Origin of the sequence: uncultured Hymenobacter sp., from assembly GCF_964243305.1 — a bacterium.
In the GTDB taxonomy this organism is placed as follows: domain Bacteria; phylum Bacteroidota; class Bacteroidia; order Cytophagales; family Hymenobacteraceae; genus Hymenobacter.
On record NZ_CAXTEF010000041.1, the window covers coordinates 1 to 16,167 of the forward strand.

Genomic DNA, 16,167 nt, shown 5'->3' on the forward strand with positions numbered 1-16,167 from the left:
CCCTGGGGCTTTGCTGTTTTCCCTACCCCCCTCGGCAACAGGCCGCCCTTTAAGGTTAGGGCCGCGAGGCGGTTTCACCATCTCACTATCTCACTGTTTCACTTCTTGCCCTGGCTCACTATCCATTCGCGGATGGTTTCCTGGGCTTCGGGCGAGAAGTTGGGCCGGGGCTGGCCGTTGACGACCGGCCACTTGGTGGGGTCGGGCTGAAACAGGTGGTTTACGCCCGGCAGCCGCTTGACGGTCAGGTCGATGTTTTTGTTGGCGTAGAGGCCCTTGCGCAGCGCGCCCAGGTTGGCGTCGGCGTCGATGATGAGGTCAGCGGTGCCGTTGAGCAGCAGCACCGGGCAGTTGATGGCCCCCAGCCGCTCGGCGGGGTTGAAGCTCAGGAAGTTGCGGTAGCGCGCCGAGGTCATCTCGGCGGCGCTGAGCTGCGCGGTGGCCGCGTCAATGACGGCGTTGTTCTGGCGCAGCATGTTGGCCACGATGGCCTGGGCCTGGGCGTTGTCGGGCGTGAGGCGGATGATATCGAACATGGCCTCCTGGCGCTTGATGGCGGTCTCCACCTGGTCCGGGGGGGTGCCCATAGTGCGCAGGGTTGCCGTCTGCTGCTGCACCAGCAGGTCGCGGCCCGGCAGGCCGGGGGCGGCCAGGGCTACCACGAAGGCGGGAGGCAGGGACTGGGTGGCCGCCAGCAGGGCGACGTTGCCACCCTCGCCGTGCCCCACCAGACCCAGCCGCGACAAGTCCACTTCGGGCCGGGTGCGCAGGTAGTTAAGCCCGGCCTGGGCGTCGCTCACCAGGTCCAGGCTGGTGACGCCGGCCGGGCCGGCCGACTTGCCGGCGCCGCGGTCGTCGAAGCGCAGCACGGCCACGCCGCGGCGGGTGAGGTAGTCGGCCAGCAGCCCCAGGGGCGCAAAGTCGCCCACGGTGCCGTTGCGGTCCTGCGGGCCACTGTCCGAAAGCAGCACCACGGCCGGAAACGGCCCCGGCCCCGACGGCACGGTGAGCAGGCCGCTGAGCTGAGCGTTGGCTTTGGCGTTGGTGAAGGTGGCTTCCTCTTCGCGGTAGGGCGGGGTCAGGCGCGTGGCTTTAACCGCGGTAACGGGCGCATCGCTGAAGAGCAGCAGCAGCGGGGCCGCAAAGCCCGGCTGCTGCCAGGTGCCGGTCAGCTGCTGGCCATTGGCCGAAACCAGGCCCACAAAGCGGCAGCTGGCTTCCTCGGCAAACAGGCGCACCGTGTCGCCCTTCACCTGCGTCTTCACCGCCATGCGGCTCACCTTCTGTAAAGGCACGTCGAGGGTGCTGAAATACTCGCCGCCAGTGAGCTTCACAAACCGGAAGATAACTTCAAGCTGGCCGCCCGGCACTTGCAGCTGGCCTTTCCAGAGCCCATCGAGCGCGGGGATCCCAGCCTTGGCTTGACGAACGGAGGGGGGGGTAGGGGCCGGCAGCGGCCGGGCGACGGCCCGGCTGCCGCCTACGCCTAGGGCCAGGACCAGCAGCAGCCGGCTTGGCAGGCGGGGCAAAATCCGGCAGGACGATGAAAAAAAATCAGATAGCATGGCGAGGAAAAGGCGGCGCTGAGGCAATATCCGGCTTCAGAATAATTCGGGCCGCACTCGGCGGCACGTGGTAAGTAGCAAATTAAATGCCTGAGCGCTAACGAGTAGTTTTCGTCTGCCTCCGGCTAGCAGCCCAAAGCCCCCATCTCGTGATTGAAATGGGGGCTTGACCTGCTGGCACCTGTATCTTACTGGCCGAAGCTATAAGCAGCTTTCAGATAAAGAAAGGCGCCGTTGAAGCCCATCTGCACCGCTTCGTAGGGGAGGGTATCGAAGTCGTAGGGCATGAACAGCGCCCCCCCGTGATTGGCGCGGAAGCTCTGCTCAAACTCAGCTACCGACTGTCCGGCTTTGTAGGCCGCGTAGGGGATGTGGCCATTGGCGGCGGCCTGCTTCTTGGTGTCGGGCAGCACGTTGAAGAGGTTGTTGGCGCCGAGCGTGAACGAAACAGCTTTGGCCGGCTGATACGTCACGATGAGGTCGGTGACGTACTTGGGCGTGAAGCGCAGGAAGTAGCCGCCTTCTTCGAGCAGGCCAAAGTTATAGTCGTAGTAGGCTACCTCGCCAAAACGGGTGAGGCGGGGCTGCACCGTGAAGGCGCCCATCTGAAAAGCGGCGGCAGCGAAAATCTTGGACGCCGGGCTGCCCGTCTCCAGCATTGAGAGGGGGCGCTGGTCGATGTAGTTGGCCCGGAAGTCGGTGTCATTCTGAATGCGCTCGAACCGGCCCGGCACCTTGGGGGTGGCCGTGGTGTGGTTGAAGTTGGCGGCCAGGCTCAGCTGTAGCCGGCCGCGGCCCACGGAGCGGCTGTAGCGGGCCACCAGGTCGAGGCCGCGGGTGCGAGTGTCGGCGGCGTTGGCGAAGAACTGGCCGAGCGCGGCATTGGCAGTAGTCAGGTAGTTGGCGTAGCCGGTGTTGGCCGCGAAGGCATCGGAACCAAACAGGCCCGATAGCAGAATGCGGTCTTCCACTACGATGTGGTAGGCGTCGGCGGTCAGCGTCAGGTCGGGGGCCGGGGTAAGCACGAGGCCGCCGCTGAAGCTGCGTGAAGTTTCGGGCGTGAGCGCGTCGAGGCCCACCTGCCGGCGGATTTCACTCTGGTTCGGAATCAGGCGGGCGTTGATGTTGCCGGTGGGCGAGTAGTACACCGTGGTCTGGGAGTAGTACTGCTGCTGAATGGAGGGGGCGCGAAAGCCGGTGTTGAAGCCACCGCGCACGGCCAGCCACTCGGCCAGGCGCAGGCGGGAGTTGAGCTTGTTGGTGAACGCCGACTGGTCGAAGTCGGTGTATTTCTCGTAGCGCAGCGCGGCGCCCACGGTCCAGTTCTTCACGATATCAGCTTCCACGTCCACGAAGGCGCCGTAGTTCTGACGGTTGGCGTCCAGGTCGGAGTCAAAGCTCAGAAAGCCCTGGGCGCCGGCGTTGGCGCCGGCCGGGCCCTGTGTGCCGGTGGTGTAGCCGGCCAGGTCGCCTTTGCCCTTGGTGAGCACGTCGGCGCGCAGCTCGGCGCCGAAGGCGACGTTGGTGCCGGCCAGCACCTTGTCGAAGAGGCGGCTGACGGTGGCGTTGCTCACGTTCTGCAGAAACGACACCGTGCCGGTGTGAAACTCGGTGGGCGAGGCCGCGCCCAGCTGCGGGTTCACCGACTCGCTCAGGTCGATGTTCATCCGGTTGTAGCCGGTTACGTTGCTCAGGTCCAGGCTCCACTTGCCCAGGCCGGTGGTGAGGCCCAGCGCGGCCGAGACGTCATCGACGGTGTTGTGCTGCACGGGCTGGTAGCCCAGCAGCGAAGTCAGGCCGGGCACCACGTCGTTGGGCGTGGCCAGGCCCACAATCCAGGGCTGCTTGGAGTTGCCGATGCGGTGGTTATAGGAGCCGAAGGAGTAGAAGCGGGCTTTCTCGGAAAGCTGCAAGCCGGCATTGTACACCAGCCGGAGGTTGGTGCTGCGGGCGTCGCCGTTGATTTGCTCAAACTCTTTGTCGCGCCCCCGCATCTGGCTTGTTTCCTCAGCCGGGTCGAACGAGAAGATTGGGTGCGACTCGGCGTTGCGGCTGGGGTTGCGGGAAGTACGGTCGCGGTAGTCGGCCTCGCCGGTCAGGTTCAGGAAGCCTTTCGCTCCCAATTTAAGGCCCTTGTTCAGGCTCAGGGTCGTGTTCAGGCCGTCGCCAGCCTGGTGCAGGCCGGTGTTCACCAGCACGTTGCCGCCGTTGTTGTCGGCCTTGAGGGTGAAGTTCATTACCCCCGCGATGGCGTCGGAGCCGTACTGAGCGGCCGCACCGTCGCGCAGCACTTCCACCCGGTCGAGGGCGTTGGCCGAGAGCACGTTCACGTCGGTGCCGGAGCTGCCTACCCCCCGCGTGCCGAGCAGGTAGGTGGCAGCCTGCGAGTGAAAGCGCTTGCCATTGACGAGCACTAGCATCTGGTCCACGCCCAGGCCGCGCAGCGAGCTGGGGTCCATGTGGTCGGCAATGTCCACCGCGTTCTGCCGGGTCGAGTTAAACGAGGGCACCACGTAATTAAGAATCTGGCCGATGTCGGTGCGCGGGGCCGTCAGGGCCAGCTCGCGCATGTCAATCACGTCCACGGGGGCAATGGCGTCGGCCGCGCTGCGGTCGGCGCGGCGCGTACCTACGGCCACTACGTCGGGCACCATCGTGAAGCTGAGATTCACCGGCTGGCCGACTTTCAAAAACACGTTGCTGACCACCTGCGAGCGGAAAGTGGGCTGGGTAATTTGCAGCACGTAGGGCCCGCCGGCCAGCAGCAGGTCAATGCCGAAGTGGCCCGTGGCATCGGCCGTGGTGACGCGCCGAATGCCCGTGGGCAGGTGCAGCACTACCACGGAGGTGCCCGCCAGCGGGGCGCCCTGCTCGGTTTGCGTTGTGCCGGTGATAGCGGCGGCGGTGGTCGAGACTGGGGTTGGGGTTGGGGCTGCGCCTTCGGTTTGCGCCCAGGCCTGCCCGCTGCCGAGGCAGGATAGCGGCAGAGCAACCTGAAATAGGAGTCGAGGTATTTGCATTTAAATTAACTAGATGATGGAAATGAAGAAAATAATACCCCCCCACAAACTGCGCTATTGCGCAGCCACGGCGGCCATTCACAAAAATCATACTCCCACTATACCTACAGCTTTGGCTACTCAGTAAACGCGCCTTTTAACTCGACCAAAGGTGCCTGGCCACCACCTGAGCGGCGCCGCTCAGGTGGTGAACGGCCGAGCTGCCGCGCCGAAGACCGGCCCTTTGTTCCTACCCCCCTATTCGCTCACAAAGACCCGCTTGACCCGCTCGCTCACGCTGGTGAGCAGCTCGTAGGCGATGGTGCCAATGCGCGAGGCCAGCGCCGGCAGCGGCAGGCCCGGCCCGAACACCAGGGCCGCGTCGCCGGCCTGCGCTGCCGGGATGTCGGTCACGTCAACCATGCACATGTCCATGCACACCGAGCCCACCAGCGGCGCCGGCCGCCCCTGAATCAAGACCTGCCCCACGCCGTTGCCGAAGCGGCGGTCGTAGCCGTCGGCGTAGCCGATGGCCAGCGTGGCAATGCGGCGCGGATGGTCGGCGGCGGTGCCGCGGCGGCCGTAGCCCACGGTGAGGCCGGGGGGTAGGGATTTGATTTGGGAGATGGTAGTGCGCAGGGCGCTGACCGGCCGCAGCGCGTCGGCCTCCTCGCCGCTGGCATCGACGCCGTAGAGGCCGATGCCGAGCCGCACCATATCGAAGTGCGCCTCCGGGAAGCGCAGGATGCCGGCCGAGTTCAGGGCGTGCTTGAGCACGGGCCGGCCCAGGGCAGCCTCCACGGCGGCGGCCAGGCGGCGGAAGGCAGCCAGCTGCTGGCGCGTGAACTCATCGAGGCGGGGTTCGTCGGCGCCGGCTAGGTGGGTGAGCACGCTGGCCACGGGCAGCCGGGCGCGGTGCTGGGTCAGCAACTGGATTAACTCCGGCAAATCGGCCTCATCGAAGCCCAGGCGGCGCATCCCGGTGTCGAATTTGAGGTGCAGGGGGGGTAGGGAATTTTCGGGGGCGTCGGCGCCCGGCTCCTCCTGGGCGGCTTCGAGGTAGTCGCGCAGGCGCTCCAGGGAGTAGATTTCCGGCTCCAGACGGTAGCGCCGCAGCTGCGCGAAGGCGTCGGGCGCGGGGTTCATCACCATGATGGGCAGGCTGATGCCGTTTTCGCGCAGCTGCACGCCCTCGTCCACGTAAGCCACGGCCAGGTAATCAACCCGCTGAAACTGGAGCAGGCTGGCCACCTCGTAGGAGCCGCTGCCGTAGGCAAATGCCTTGACCATCACCATGAGCTTGGTGCCGGGCGCCAGGCGCTGGCGGTAGTGCTGGAGGTTGTGGCTCAGGGCATCGAGGTTCACTTCCAGCACCGTGCCGTGCTGCTGCTGCTGCAAGGCCGCCACGATGCGCTCAAACCCAAACCGCCGCGCGCCTTTGATGAGAATGGTTTCGTGCTGAAAGCTGGTGGGCGTCAGCGCCGTAAGGAAGGCTTCGGTCGTGGGGTAGGATTGAATTATGATTTTTGAGTTATGAGTTATGAGTTGATTTTGAGAGTTTTGACTTGACGTAGCTAGCGCGTCAGCTTCGCTTGGTGCTACCAACTCATAATTCATAACTTTTAACTCATAACTTATTGCTGGGCCAATGGCCACCAGCCGGCTCACGCCATACACCGGCAGCAGGGCGGCCACGCGGGCGTACAGCTCGGCCGCGGGCAAGCCCGATTCGAGGACGTCGCTCAGAATCAGGGTGCGGCGGCCGGGGCGGGCCTGGCGGCTGAGCGCATCCAGGGCCAGGGTGAGGCCGGCCAGGTCGTTGTTGTAGGTGTCGTCGAGCAGGTAGCAGCCGTGGCGGCCGGGCTTCATCTCCAGGCGCATGGCCACCGGGTGCAGGCGGCGCAGGCGGCGCTGAATCTCCGTGGCCCCTACCCCCCGTTGCAGCAGCACGGCCAGGCAGTGCAGCGCATTTTCCAGCGAGGGCTCGTCGGTAAAGGGCAGGCTGAACTCCGCGCTTTGGCCGGCCCAGCGCACCCGCAGCGCGGTGGCAGCGGCAGGTGCGCCGCCGGGCGAGGTTGCGGCCGGCAGAGGGGGTAGGGATTCGACCTGCACATCGGCCGGCCGGCCGTGGCGGCTCCAGGTGAAGGTGGCGGGCAAATTCAGGCGGCTGACTTCCTCGTGCACCAGCGCGTGGTCGCGGCAGTAGAAAAGCCGCTCGAAGCCCGGCTGCTGGAAGAGCTGGAGCTTTTCGCGCAGCTTGTCCACCTCCGAGGCAAAGCCCGCGTCGTGGGCCGTGCCCAGGTTGGTGAAGAGGCCCAGCGTGGGCTGGATGACGGCCGCCAGCCGTGCCATCTCGCCGGGCTCGGAGATGCCGGCCTCGAACACGCCCAGCGTGTGGCCGGCGTGCAGCTCCCACACACTGAGCGGCACGCCGATTTGCGAGTTGTAGGAGCGCGGCGAGCGGCACACGAACTCATCGGGGCTCAGCAGCTGCGCCAGCCACTCCTTCACGATGGTCTTGCCATTCGAGCCCGTGATGGCCACGACCGGGATGTGGAACGCGCGGCGGTGAGCCGCGGCCAGGGTTTGCAGCGCCGCCAGCGGGCTGGGCACAACCACAAAACCAGCCTCCGGAAAATCAGCTAACTGATTGGCCAGCAAATAGTCTTCGGCCACCACGAACAGGCGCACGCCCTTGGCATACAGCTCCGGCAAGTGGCGGTGGCCGTCGTGCTGGGGGCCGCGCAGGGCAAAAAACAGGCTGCCGGCGGCCACGCCCACCCGGCGGCTGTCGAGCAGCAGCCGGCGCACGGGCTCGGCCGCGACGGGGGGGGTAGGGGCTTGCAGCACGTGGCCGCCGAACAGGGCAGGCAGGTCGGAAAAGAGCAGCATGGCCGGCGAAGTTACGCGGGGCCGGCCAGCGGTTGGCCGCCTTCAGCGCCGCGTTCGGGGGCTAAATCGGCTGGCTGAGCGAAATGAGCGCCCGGCGGGGAATTTGCCGGGATAGTTTTGCACAGTAGAATTAAATATCTAGTTTTATAATAGCTCAGATGCTCCAGTCGCTCCTCACCCACCTGGTCAGCCCTCATTCGCCGGAGCCATTCTCCTTTGTACCCTCGCCCGTGCCCGAAGCTCCGCTCACCCGCTGCCTGGTCGTGAGCGACAACGCCATGCACCGCATCACCCTCGAGCACTACGTGGCCCTGTCCGGCGGCCTGCGCCTGGTAGCTTCGCTCTGTGACGGCGTGGAAGCCTACGACTATTTGCAGCGCGGCGGCGAGGTTGATTTGGTTATTCTCGACCTCAGTTCAGCCGGCTTACACCCCGACGACATCCGCAGCGTTACGCACGGTGGCCGGCCCCGCTGGCTGATGATTGAGCAGATGGGCAATATTCCGTCCTTCTCCGGCCAGGCGCCGGCCGACGGGCGGCTGCCCCAGCCGCTGTGCTTCAGCCGGTTCGGCCAGCTGGTAGGGCAGGTACTGGGCCAGCGTCCGGCCACGGCCTGAGCGGGCAATAACGCGGACTTGGTGGTCCGCGAATGGGCCGTATATAACGATGTAGCTCGCGGACTACAACGTCCGCGCTACGTCCGCGCTCCGGCCGGCGGGCGCTACCTTCGGGGTGTTTTTTTCACCCTTGCTCCCGCCTGATGGCCGCTGTTGCTGCTTCCTCTTCGTCGTCTGTTTCGTCTGCGCCACGCTGGGCGCGCCTGTGGCCGCACCTGCTGGCCATTTTGTTTTTTGCCCTGCTGGCCGCCGTCTATTTTGCCCCCATCGTCTTCGAGGGGCAGAGCCTGGCCCAGCACGACATCACCCAGTTTCAGGGTGGGGCCCGCGAGGTGCAGCAGTGGGCCGCCACCCACAACGGCCACGAGCCGCTGTGGACCAACTCCATGTTTTCGGGGATGCCGACGTATTTGATTAGCGCCCACTTTTCGGGCGACTGGTCGCTGTACCTGCACAAGCTTTTTACGCTGGGTTTGCCCGCCGTGGTGGCCAACCTGTTTCTGGCCCTGGTCTGCGGCTACGCGCTGCTGGTGGCCGTGGGCCTGCGCCCGCTGGTGGCGGTGGCCGGCGCCGTGGCCCTCGGCTTTTCGAGCTACAACCTCATCATTCTGGCCGCCGGCCACAACACCAAGAGCCTGGCCCTGGCCTACGCCCCGCTGGTGCTGGGCGGCCTGCTCGTCACATTCCGGCGCGACAAGTGGCTGGGCGCGGCGCTCTTCACGCTGGGTTTGGCAATGAACATCCGCTCGAATCACCCCCAGATAACGTACTACCTGGGTTTGCTGATTGTCATTTTCGGGGTTATTGAGCTGGTGGCCGCCGTCCGGGCGGGCCGCCTGGCGGATTTTGGGGGCCGCGTGGGCCTGCTGGGGCTGGGCGCGGCCATCGCCGTGGGCGTGAGCTTCGGCCGCCTCTACACCACCTACGAGTACAGCAAGCTCAGCAACCGCGCCAAGTCGGAGCTGAGCGCCGCGCCGGCCGGGCCGGGCACCACCACCGAGGCCGCCAACCGCGACCGGGACTACGCCTTTGGCTGGAGCTACGGCGTGGGCGAAACCATCACCCTGCTCGTGCCCAACTTCTTCGGCGGGGCCAGCCAGATGGCGCTGGGGCCGGATTCCAACCTGGCCAAAGCTGGCCTGCCGGCCGAGTATTTGGGCAACCTGCCCACCTACTGGGGCGCGCAGCCCTCCACGAGCGGGCCGGTGTACGTGGGGGCGGTGGTGTGCTTTCTGTTCGTGCTGGGCTTGTTCGTGGTCGATAAGCGCACCCGCTACTGGCTGCTGGCGGGCACCATTCTGTCGTTGCTATTGGCCTGGGGCAAGAACTTCGGGACACTCAACAATCTGGTTTTCGAACTGCTGCCGGGCTACAATAAATTCCGGGCCGTGAGCATGGCCCTGGTCATCGCGCAGCTGGCCATGCCGCTGCTGGCGGCCCTGGCTCTGGGCCGGGTACTGCGGCCCGAGGCGGCCCCTGCCCTACCCCCCCTCGCGCCCGCCACCCCGGCCGGTGCCGCGCCGCACCCGGCCCTGGCAAAAGCAATGGCCGCCGCGGCCGGCAAAATCCCTACCCCCCCCGGCGCCGTCAACGAGGCCTACGCCCGGCTGCGCCCGGTGCTCTGGGCGGGCGCCATCACGGCGGGCGGGTGCGCGCTGGCCTGGCTGGCGAGCTTCAGCTTCGATTTTCAGGGCGCCGTTGATGCGCAGCTGACGCAAAGCGGCTTCACGCCCGACTTGCTGCGCGCCCTGCGCGCCGACCGCGCCGAGCTGCTGCGCAACGATGTGTGGCGGGCGCTGCTTTTCATCGGGCTGGCCTTGGGCGTGCTCTATTTCCACTTGAAAGGCCGGCTGGCGGCGCGCCCGGCGGCGGCGCTCATCGCGGCGCTGGTGCTGCTCGACCTCTGGGGCGTGGATAAGCGCTACCTCGGGGCCGATAATTTCCAGCCCCAGTCCATTGCCGCCAGCTTTCAGCCCTCGCCAGCCGATGAGGAGATTCTGAAGGATAAAGACCTGAGCTACCGGGTGCTAAGCCTGAAGGGCGACCCATTTGCCGACGCTACCACGTCCTATTATCACAAGAGCATCGGCGGCTACCACGGCGCCAAGCTGCGCCGCTACCAGGAGCTGATTGAGCGCCAGATTACGCCCCAGCTCCAGCAGATTTTCACCCAGAACAAGCTCGACGCGGCGCCGGTGCTCAACATGCTCAACACCCGCTACCTCCTCATCCCCGAGAATGCCCAGGCCAAGCAGCCCGAGCAGGCCGCCCGCAATCCCGGCGCGCTCGGCAACGCCTGGTTTGTAAGCCAGGTGCGAGCCGTGCCGTCGCCCGACCAGGAGATGGCCGCCCTCTCGACGCTCAATCCCGCCACGGAGGCGGTAGTAGACATCTCCAAGTTTCCTACCCAGAAAGCCGCCACCTACGACCCGGCCGGCTCCAGCATCGCCCTCACCGAGTACGCGCCCGACCGCCTCACCTACCGCGGCAGCGCCGCCCAGCCCGGCCTGGTAGTGTTCTCCGAAATTTATTACGCCGACGGCTGGCAGGCTTACTTGAATGGCCAGCCCGTGCCGCACCTCCGCGCCAACTACGTGTTGCGGGCGCTGCCCGTGCCGGCCGGCCCGCTCAGCATCGAGTTCCGGTTTGAGCCCAAGGCCTACGCCCTGGGCAATGCCGTGTCGCTAGCTTCGTCGGTGGCGCTGCTGCTGGTGCTGCTGGGGGCAGGTGCTTACTGGCTGCGCCGCCGGCCGGCGACTGAGCAGCCGCCGGAGCTGGCAGTATAGCTGGTACCACCCGGTTGTACCGTGCAATAGGGCCACTGAACGGGCTGTAGGGCACTTTTCCTATAGCTGTTTAGCGCATTCTATAGCTGGCTATAGTTCATTTACCACCCTATGAGCGGCGCGTCAATTTTGCTTCAGCCCATCAGCACGCCGGCGACCGAGCGGCAGGGCGTGCAGCTCTGGCTGTGGCGCGACGACTTACTCAATCCGGTGCTGCCCGGCAACAAGGCCCGTAAACTTAAGTATAATCTGCTGACAGCCAAGCAGCAGGGTCAGCACACGCTGCTAACCTTCGGCGGTGCCTATTCCAACCACCTGGCGGCCGTGGCCGCCGCGGGCCGGCAGCAGGATTTCCAAACCATCGGCTTGGTGCGGGGCGAAGAATCCCTACCCCTCAATCCGACGCTCAGCCAGTGCACCGCCAACGGAATGCAACTGCATTTTCTCACCCGCGAGCATTACCGCCGCCGGTCGGAGCCGGATTTTCTGGCTGAGCTACTCGCCCAGTTCGGCCCGGCCTACGTGCTGCCTGAAGGCGGCACCAATGCCCTGGCTCTGCGCGGCATGGCTGAAATCGTAGCTGACATTCGAGCGCACACAGATTTTGACGCGCTGGCCGTGCCCGTGGGCACGGGCGGCACGCTGGCCGGCGTGCTGCTGGGTTTGGCCGGGCAGGGCCACGCCGTGGGCGTCGCCACTCTGAAAGGCGCCGCTGGTTTACCCACTGAAATTGACTACCTGACCCAGGACGCGGCGGGCATCACGTACCGCAATTACAACCTGCTCACTGGCTACCACTTCGGCGGCTACGCCCGCTACTCAGCGCCGCTACTAGCCTTCATCCACGAGTTTGAGATGCAACACGGCGTGCTACTCGACCCGATTTATACCGGCAAGCTGCTGTTTGGGGTGCTGGATTTGGTAGCGCAGGGCTACTTTCAGCCCGGTAGCCGCGTGGTGGCGGTGCACACCGGCGGCTTGCAGGCCTGGGCCGGCTGGCAGGCGCGATACGGAGGCAGGGAATTGGAAGCGAATAGCTAGAGCGGCTCTCTAATTGGAGTACGTAGCCACCCGCCGCGGGCAACCCTACCCCCGGCTCTTTCCCTGCGGGCGAGGGGAGTCGGACGACTACTTGCGCTAGGCCCCTCGCCCGCAGGGGAAGAGCCGGCGGTAGGGTTGCCCACTTGAACAAGGGATACTACCCTGACCTGAGAACCGCTCTAAGTGCGGGCCGGTGCTACCACCGGCGCCGGGCCGCCCGACGGGGCAGCCGGCGCCGCCGTCAGCAAGTCCGTCACGCGGCTGATGTCGGCGCTTACTTTTTGCAGAAAGAGCAGCTGTTCCAAGAGCAGCTTGTCGTCGGGGGCCGCGGGTAGGGCGGGCTCGTTGGGCGGCAAGGGTGGGGCCGGGTCGGAGGGAGCGGCGCGCAGGCAGCTCAGGCTTTTGCCCAGGGCCGCGGCGGCGCTGGTCAGGGCGCGGCGGCTTTCGGTGGGGGAGGGGGGTAGGGCGGGCGCGGCCTCGCGCAGGGTGGCGGTGAGGGCGGCGATGCTAGACGAGAGAACGTGGTTGAGCACCACAAACTCGTGGGTTTCGCCGGGGTGGTGCTGCTTGCTTTGGGGCTCGGTGAGCATCCGCTGAAAGGCCGCCGCCAGGTTGGCGCCGCTCACGTAAACGTCTTTGCGCAGCAGGCGGTAGTCGTCAGGCGGCAGCGGCCCACCGGCCAGGCGGTCAGCCAGCTGGCGCAGGTAGGCCAGGTTGGCGCGCAGGGCGGCGGCCATCAGGTCGGTAAGCTGCTCAGATTCCCAATTGGGAAACAAGAAATAGCCGGCTCCGAAGGCAATAGCGCAGCCCAGCAGCGTGTCCACGATGCGCTCCTCGACCACCCCGATGTAGTTCAGGCCCAGGAAGCTGAATAAGATGAGCAGGTAGGCTGTCAGAAACACTACCGTGACCAGGTAGTTGGTGCGCTGAAAGCTGTAGGCCACCACCATAAACACCACCAGTATCCCAAACCGGACCTGGGGCCAGGGCAGCAGCCACAGCAGGCCCACGCCGAGCGCGCCGCCGGCCAGCGTACCGAGAATGCGCTCGGTGTTGCGCTGGCGCGTGAGGCTGAAGCCCGGCTTAAGCATAAACACCACAGTCATCAGAATCCAGTAGCTGTGCGGGCCGCGGGCCAGGCCTGTGCCCACCGCGAAGGCCACCAGGCTGGCCAGCATCATGCGGACCGAGTGGCGAAAGGTGCTGGATTGCGGGGTCAGGTTCTGGCGCAGCGCCGGCCAATCAACTTGCTGCGGCGTCACGAAGCGGGCGTGCTCGGCCGCGCGATTCGGGGCGTCGACCACGGGGGTAGGGAGTTCGGCGGTCAGGTCTTCCTCGAAGTAGCGGCAGATATCGTCCACCCGCTGGGTGATGTCGCGCAGATTAACCAGAATTTTCTTCAATGCCAGCGTGCTGCCGCCCGCGGCGGAAGCTGGAATTTCCTGGTCGAGGGCCATGATGCGGGCTTGCAGCTGGCTTAGCTCGGCGTCGAGGTCGGGGCCGGCCCCGCGGGCGGGCCGGTTGGCCTGAATGGCGGCGCCGAGGTCGTCGAGCGCGGCGGCCAGGTGCCGGATAAAGGCCGCCACGGCGGGCAGCACATCGCGGGCGCCGAAGGCCGCGCGCATGGCGGCGTAGTCGTAGTAGCCGGCCGTGATGCGCTCAAACAAATCCACGGTCTCGACAAAAGTGAGCACCAGGCGGCGGCCAGTGCCGGTGGTTTCGCTCACAATCTGGCGGGTGCGAAACAGCAGGTCGCGGGCGGCTTCCTGCTTTTCATTGACCACCACCTGCTGGGCCACGAGTTGCCGATAATCATCTTTCAGATCGGTGGCGGGCTCATAAAACCGGGCTTTCAAGGCCAGAAACCCGGCCAGCGCGTGCACGCACTCGCCCAGCGCCTGCTGCGCCGGGCGGTAGGGCCGCACCCGGTGCACCAGCAGGGCCAGCGCCGCGTACCACAAGCCACCAAGCAGCAGCAGGCCCGCGTGGGGCAGCACCTGCGGCAGGGCCGGCGGCTGCGCCAGCAGCAGCACCATCGTGAGCAGGGCGGCCGTGCCCACCGCGCCGGCCCGCGCGCCCCAGACCAGCAGCATGGTCATGAGGAAGCCGAGCAGGCCGATTTCCAGGCCCAGCAGCCACACGCTGCGGGCGGCCAGGCCCGTGAGCCCGGCGGTGAGGCCGACCAGCGCCAGCGCGGCCAGCATCCCGTTGCGGCGGTAGCGGGCGGGGCCGGGCGTGTCGGTCACGCTCAGGCACACAGCGCCAGTCGAGATGCTCAGCCCTTCGGCGAAGTGCCCCAGCTGGGCCAGCACCACGGCCGGCAGCAGAATGGCCAGCGTGGTGCGCACCGCGTCGGAGAAGTTCTGCCCGAACAAGAAGTACTGAAGGCGGCGCGTCGGCGGGTTCATAAGCAAGTGCTGGCAAGGCGTCCGGCGCGCTTACCCCTTGTCCTTTATACGAATTTCTGCGAAGCTGACTGTGTCCGGCCCAAGCGCCAGGCGAGCTGGCCCCTGCGGGCGGGCGGCAACGGCGCGCGGGCCGCGGGGCTGCTGAATTTACTTGAAGCGGGAAAGGCCCAAAAAACGCCCTGGCTCAGGCAAAGCTCAGCTGCTGGTTGTAGTTGCCCAGCACTTTCAGCGCAAGCTTGCTCATAACCAGGAAAGAATAAGTGGTTGAGAGGTTGGGTAAGTGATGGTGAGGACGTAAAGCGCGTAGGTAATCAGGGGGCAGGGCTTACTGCCAGCCCCCGCCCAGGGCGCGGTAGAGGTTGGTGACGGCTTGCAGCCGCTGCTGCTGGTCGCTGACGCCGTTGAGCTGGGCCGTGAGCAGGTTCTGCTGGGCCGTGAGCACCTCGGTGTAGTTGGCGAAGCCGTTGGCCAGCAGCGCCTGGCTGTAAGTCACGGATTTCTGCAGCGCATCGAGCTGCCGGGCCCGAATCGTGATTTTTTCCTCCGCAGCCTGGTAGGAATACAGGGCATCGGACACCTCCTGGCCGGCCGTGAGCAGGGCCGTCTGAAAGTTGAGCTGGGCTTCGAGCTGCTGGGCTTCCGACACGCGCAGCCGGGCGCGGTTGACGCCGCGCGTCAGCAGGGGCTGCACCAGGCCGCCGGCCAGCGAGCCGAACACGGCCGTGGGGTCGAGCAACTGGCTGAAATCGAAGGCCGAGTAGCCCCCGCTGGCCGTCAGGGTCAGGGCGGGGTAGAAGTAGGCGCGGGCGGCGTTGGTCAGGGCAAAGGCCGAGCGGAAGGCGTATTCGGCCTGCTGCACGTCGGGGCGGAAGCGCAGCAGCTGGGCCGGCACGCCGGTTGACAGGGTCGTGACCGGTTGCTGGGCGGCCAGCGTGCCGCGCCCGATGGCGGCGGGCGCGACGCCCAGCAGCCGGCTGAGTGCGTTTTCGGTTTCCCGGATTTGCTGCTTTAAGTCCGGGATGGTGACCTCGGCGGCGTAGCGGATGGCCTCGCTCTGCACCACGGCCGCTCCCGTCACGATGCCCGCCGCGCTCAGCTTGCGGGAGGTTTCCACGTCCTGGATGCGGTTCTGCACCGTTTGCCGGGTGATGGCCAGCTGCTGGTCCAGGGCCAGCAGCTGGTAGTAGTAGTTGGCGATGCCGGCCACTACGCTCGTCTGTACCGCGCGCCGGTAGGCTTCGCTCTGGAGCAGCAGGGCCAGGTAGGAGCGCCGGGAGTTGCGCAGCTTGCCCCAGACATCGGCCTCCCAGCTGGCGCTGCCGTAGAGCTGGTAGAAGGTGGTCGCGCGCAGCGTGCCCAGCTCGCTGGAGCCGGCCTGCCGGCTGCGCGCCACGCTGCCCGTGGCCGAGAGGCTCGGCAGAAACGCGGCCTGGCTCTGGCGAAAGTAGGCGTCGGCCTCCCGCACCCGCGCCCCGGCCACTTGCAGGTCGAGGTTGTGGGTAATACCCTGCGCGATAAGCGTTTGCAGGGCCGGGTCGGTGAAGAGCGTGCGCCAGGGCAGCTGCGCCAGCGTCACGGTATCGGTTGCGACCTGGTCGCGGTAGAGCCCCGCCAGGCTGGCCGCCGGCGCCCCGCCGGGCCGGGTGATGTGGCAGGAAGTCAGGCCGCAGAGCAGCAGCAGGCCCACTAGCGCCCGCACCTTGAAGTTGCGCATGTCAGGAAGGGTTAGGGCGGGCAGGGGGGGTAGGGATAGGGACGTTCGGGCGGAGACCTCACGTTCACCTCACCCCCTAGCCCCCTCTCCAAAAGAGAGGAGGGACTAGTTTCTAGTTTTAGACTTAGAATAGCCTAGCTTTTTA

The 16,167-nt window shown here is 66.2% G+C and carries 8 protein-coding genes; 3 read left to right on the plus strand and 5 right to left on the minus strand.

The genetic code is table 11. The annotated features are described in order from the left end of the window. Nucleotides 1-98 precede the first annotated feature (98 nt). From ACFE70_RS17500 to ACFE70_RS17510, 3 genes are all read right to left on the minus strand, one after another. A complete protein-coding gene (locus ACFE70_RS17500) occupies nucleotides 99-1,565 on the minus strand; it encodes an alpha/beta hydrolase family protein (protein WP_375419074.1) in 1,467 nt (488 codons plus the stop codon). Between the two features lie 188 nt (nucleotides 1,566-1,753). Beyond that, entirely contained in the window at nucleotides 1,754-4,585 is a 2,832-nt protein-coding gene (locus ACFE70_RS17505; RefSeq protein ID WP_375419075.1) for a TonB-dependent receptor domain-containing protein, read from the minus strand. A gap of 237 nt (nucleotides 4,586-4,822) precedes the next feature. Continuing rightward, nucleotides 4,823-7,456 carry a bifunctional UDP-N-acetylmuramoyl-tripeptide:D-alanyl-D-alanine ligase/alanine racemase gene (locus tag ACFE70_RS17510; RefSeq protein ID WP_375419076.1) on the minus strand — a complete coding sequence of 878 codons (2,634 nt, stop codon included), beginning with the start codon at nucleotides 7,454-7,456 and terminating at the stop codon, nucleotides 4,823-4,825. Between the two features lie 158 nt (nucleotides 7,457-7,614). Between ACFE70_RS17510 and ACFE70_RS17515 the strand changes: the two genes are divergently transcribed. From ACFE70_RS17515 to ACFE70_RS17525, 3 genes are all read left to right on the plus strand, one after another. Beyond that, entirely contained in the window at nucleotides 7,615-8,073 is a 459-nt protein-coding gene (locus ACFE70_RS17515) for a hypothetical protein (protein ID WP_375419077.1), read from the plus strand. A gap of 143 nt (nucleotides 8,074-8,216) precedes the next feature. Beyond that, nucleotides 8,217-10,859: a hypothetical protein gene (locus ACFE70_RS17520; protein WP_375419078.1), complete on the plus strand. Its 2,643-nt coding sequence runs from the start codon at nucleotides 8,217-8,219 to the stop codon at nucleotides 10,857-10,859. Between the two features lie 111 nt (nucleotides 10,860-10,970). Continuing rightward, a complete protein-coding gene (locus tag ACFE70_RS17525) occupies nucleotides 10,971-11,900 on the plus strand; it encodes a 1-aminocyclopropane-1-carboxylate deaminase/D-cysteine desulfhydrase (RefSeq protein ID WP_375419079.1) in 930 nt (309 codons plus the stop codon). A gap of 179 nt (nucleotides 11,901-12,079) precedes the next feature. Here the strand turns inward: ACFE70_RS17525 and ACFE70_RS17530 are convergent, their stop codons facing one another. Next, nucleotides 12,080-14,308 (minus strand): FUSC family membrane protein, encoded by a 2,229-nt coding sequence (locus tag ACFE70_RS17530; protein WP_375419080.1) that lies wholly within the window; start codon nucleotides 14,306-14,308, stop codon nucleotides 12,080-12,082. 325 nt (nucleotides 14,309-14,633) lie between these two features. Next, on the minus strand, nucleotides 14,634-16,022 hold the full coding sequence (locus ACFE70_RS17535) for an efflux transporter outer membrane subunit (protein ID WP_375419081.1): 1,389 nt from the start codon (nucleotides 16,020-16,022) through the stop codon (nucleotides 14,634-14,636). Between the last annotated feature and the right edge of the window lie 145 nt (nucleotides 16,023-16,167).

Bases quoted from the DNA above. Each gene is read 5' to 3' on its own strand.
- ACFE70_RS17510 (WP_375419076.1), bottom strand. From the start codon at position 7,456: ATGCTGCTCTTTTCCGACCTGCCTGCCCTGTTCGGCGGCCACGTGCTG.
- ACFE70_RS17515 (WP_375419077.1), top strand. From the start codon at position 7,615: ATGCTCCAGTCGCTCCTCACCCACCTGGTCAGCCCTCATTCGCCGGAG.
- ACFE70_RS17520 (WP_375419078.1), top strand. From the start codon at position 8,217: ATGGCCGCTGTTGCTGCTTCCTCTTCGTCGTCTGTTTCGTCTGCGCCA.
- ACFE70_RS17500 (WP_375419074.1), bottom strand. From the start codon at position 1,565: ATGCTATCTGATTTTTTTTCATCGTCCTGCCGGATTTTGCCCCGCCTG.
- ACFE70_RS17535 (WP_375419081.1), bottom strand. From the start codon at position 16,022: ATGCGCAACTTCAAGGTGCGGGCGCTAGTGGGCCTGCTGCTGCTCTGC.
- ACFE70_RS17505 (WP_375419075.1), bottom strand. From the start codon at position 4,585: ATGCAAATACCTCGACTCCTATTTCAGGTTGCTCTGCCGCTATCCTGC.
- ACFE70_RS17525 (WP_375419079.1), top strand. From the start codon at position 10,971: ATGAGCGGCGCGTCAATTTTGCTTCAGCCCATCAGCACGCCGGCGACC.
- ACFE70_RS17530 (WP_375419080.1), bottom strand. From the start codon at position 14,308: ATGAACCCGCCGACGCGCCGCCTTCAGTACTTCTTGTTCGGGCAGAAC.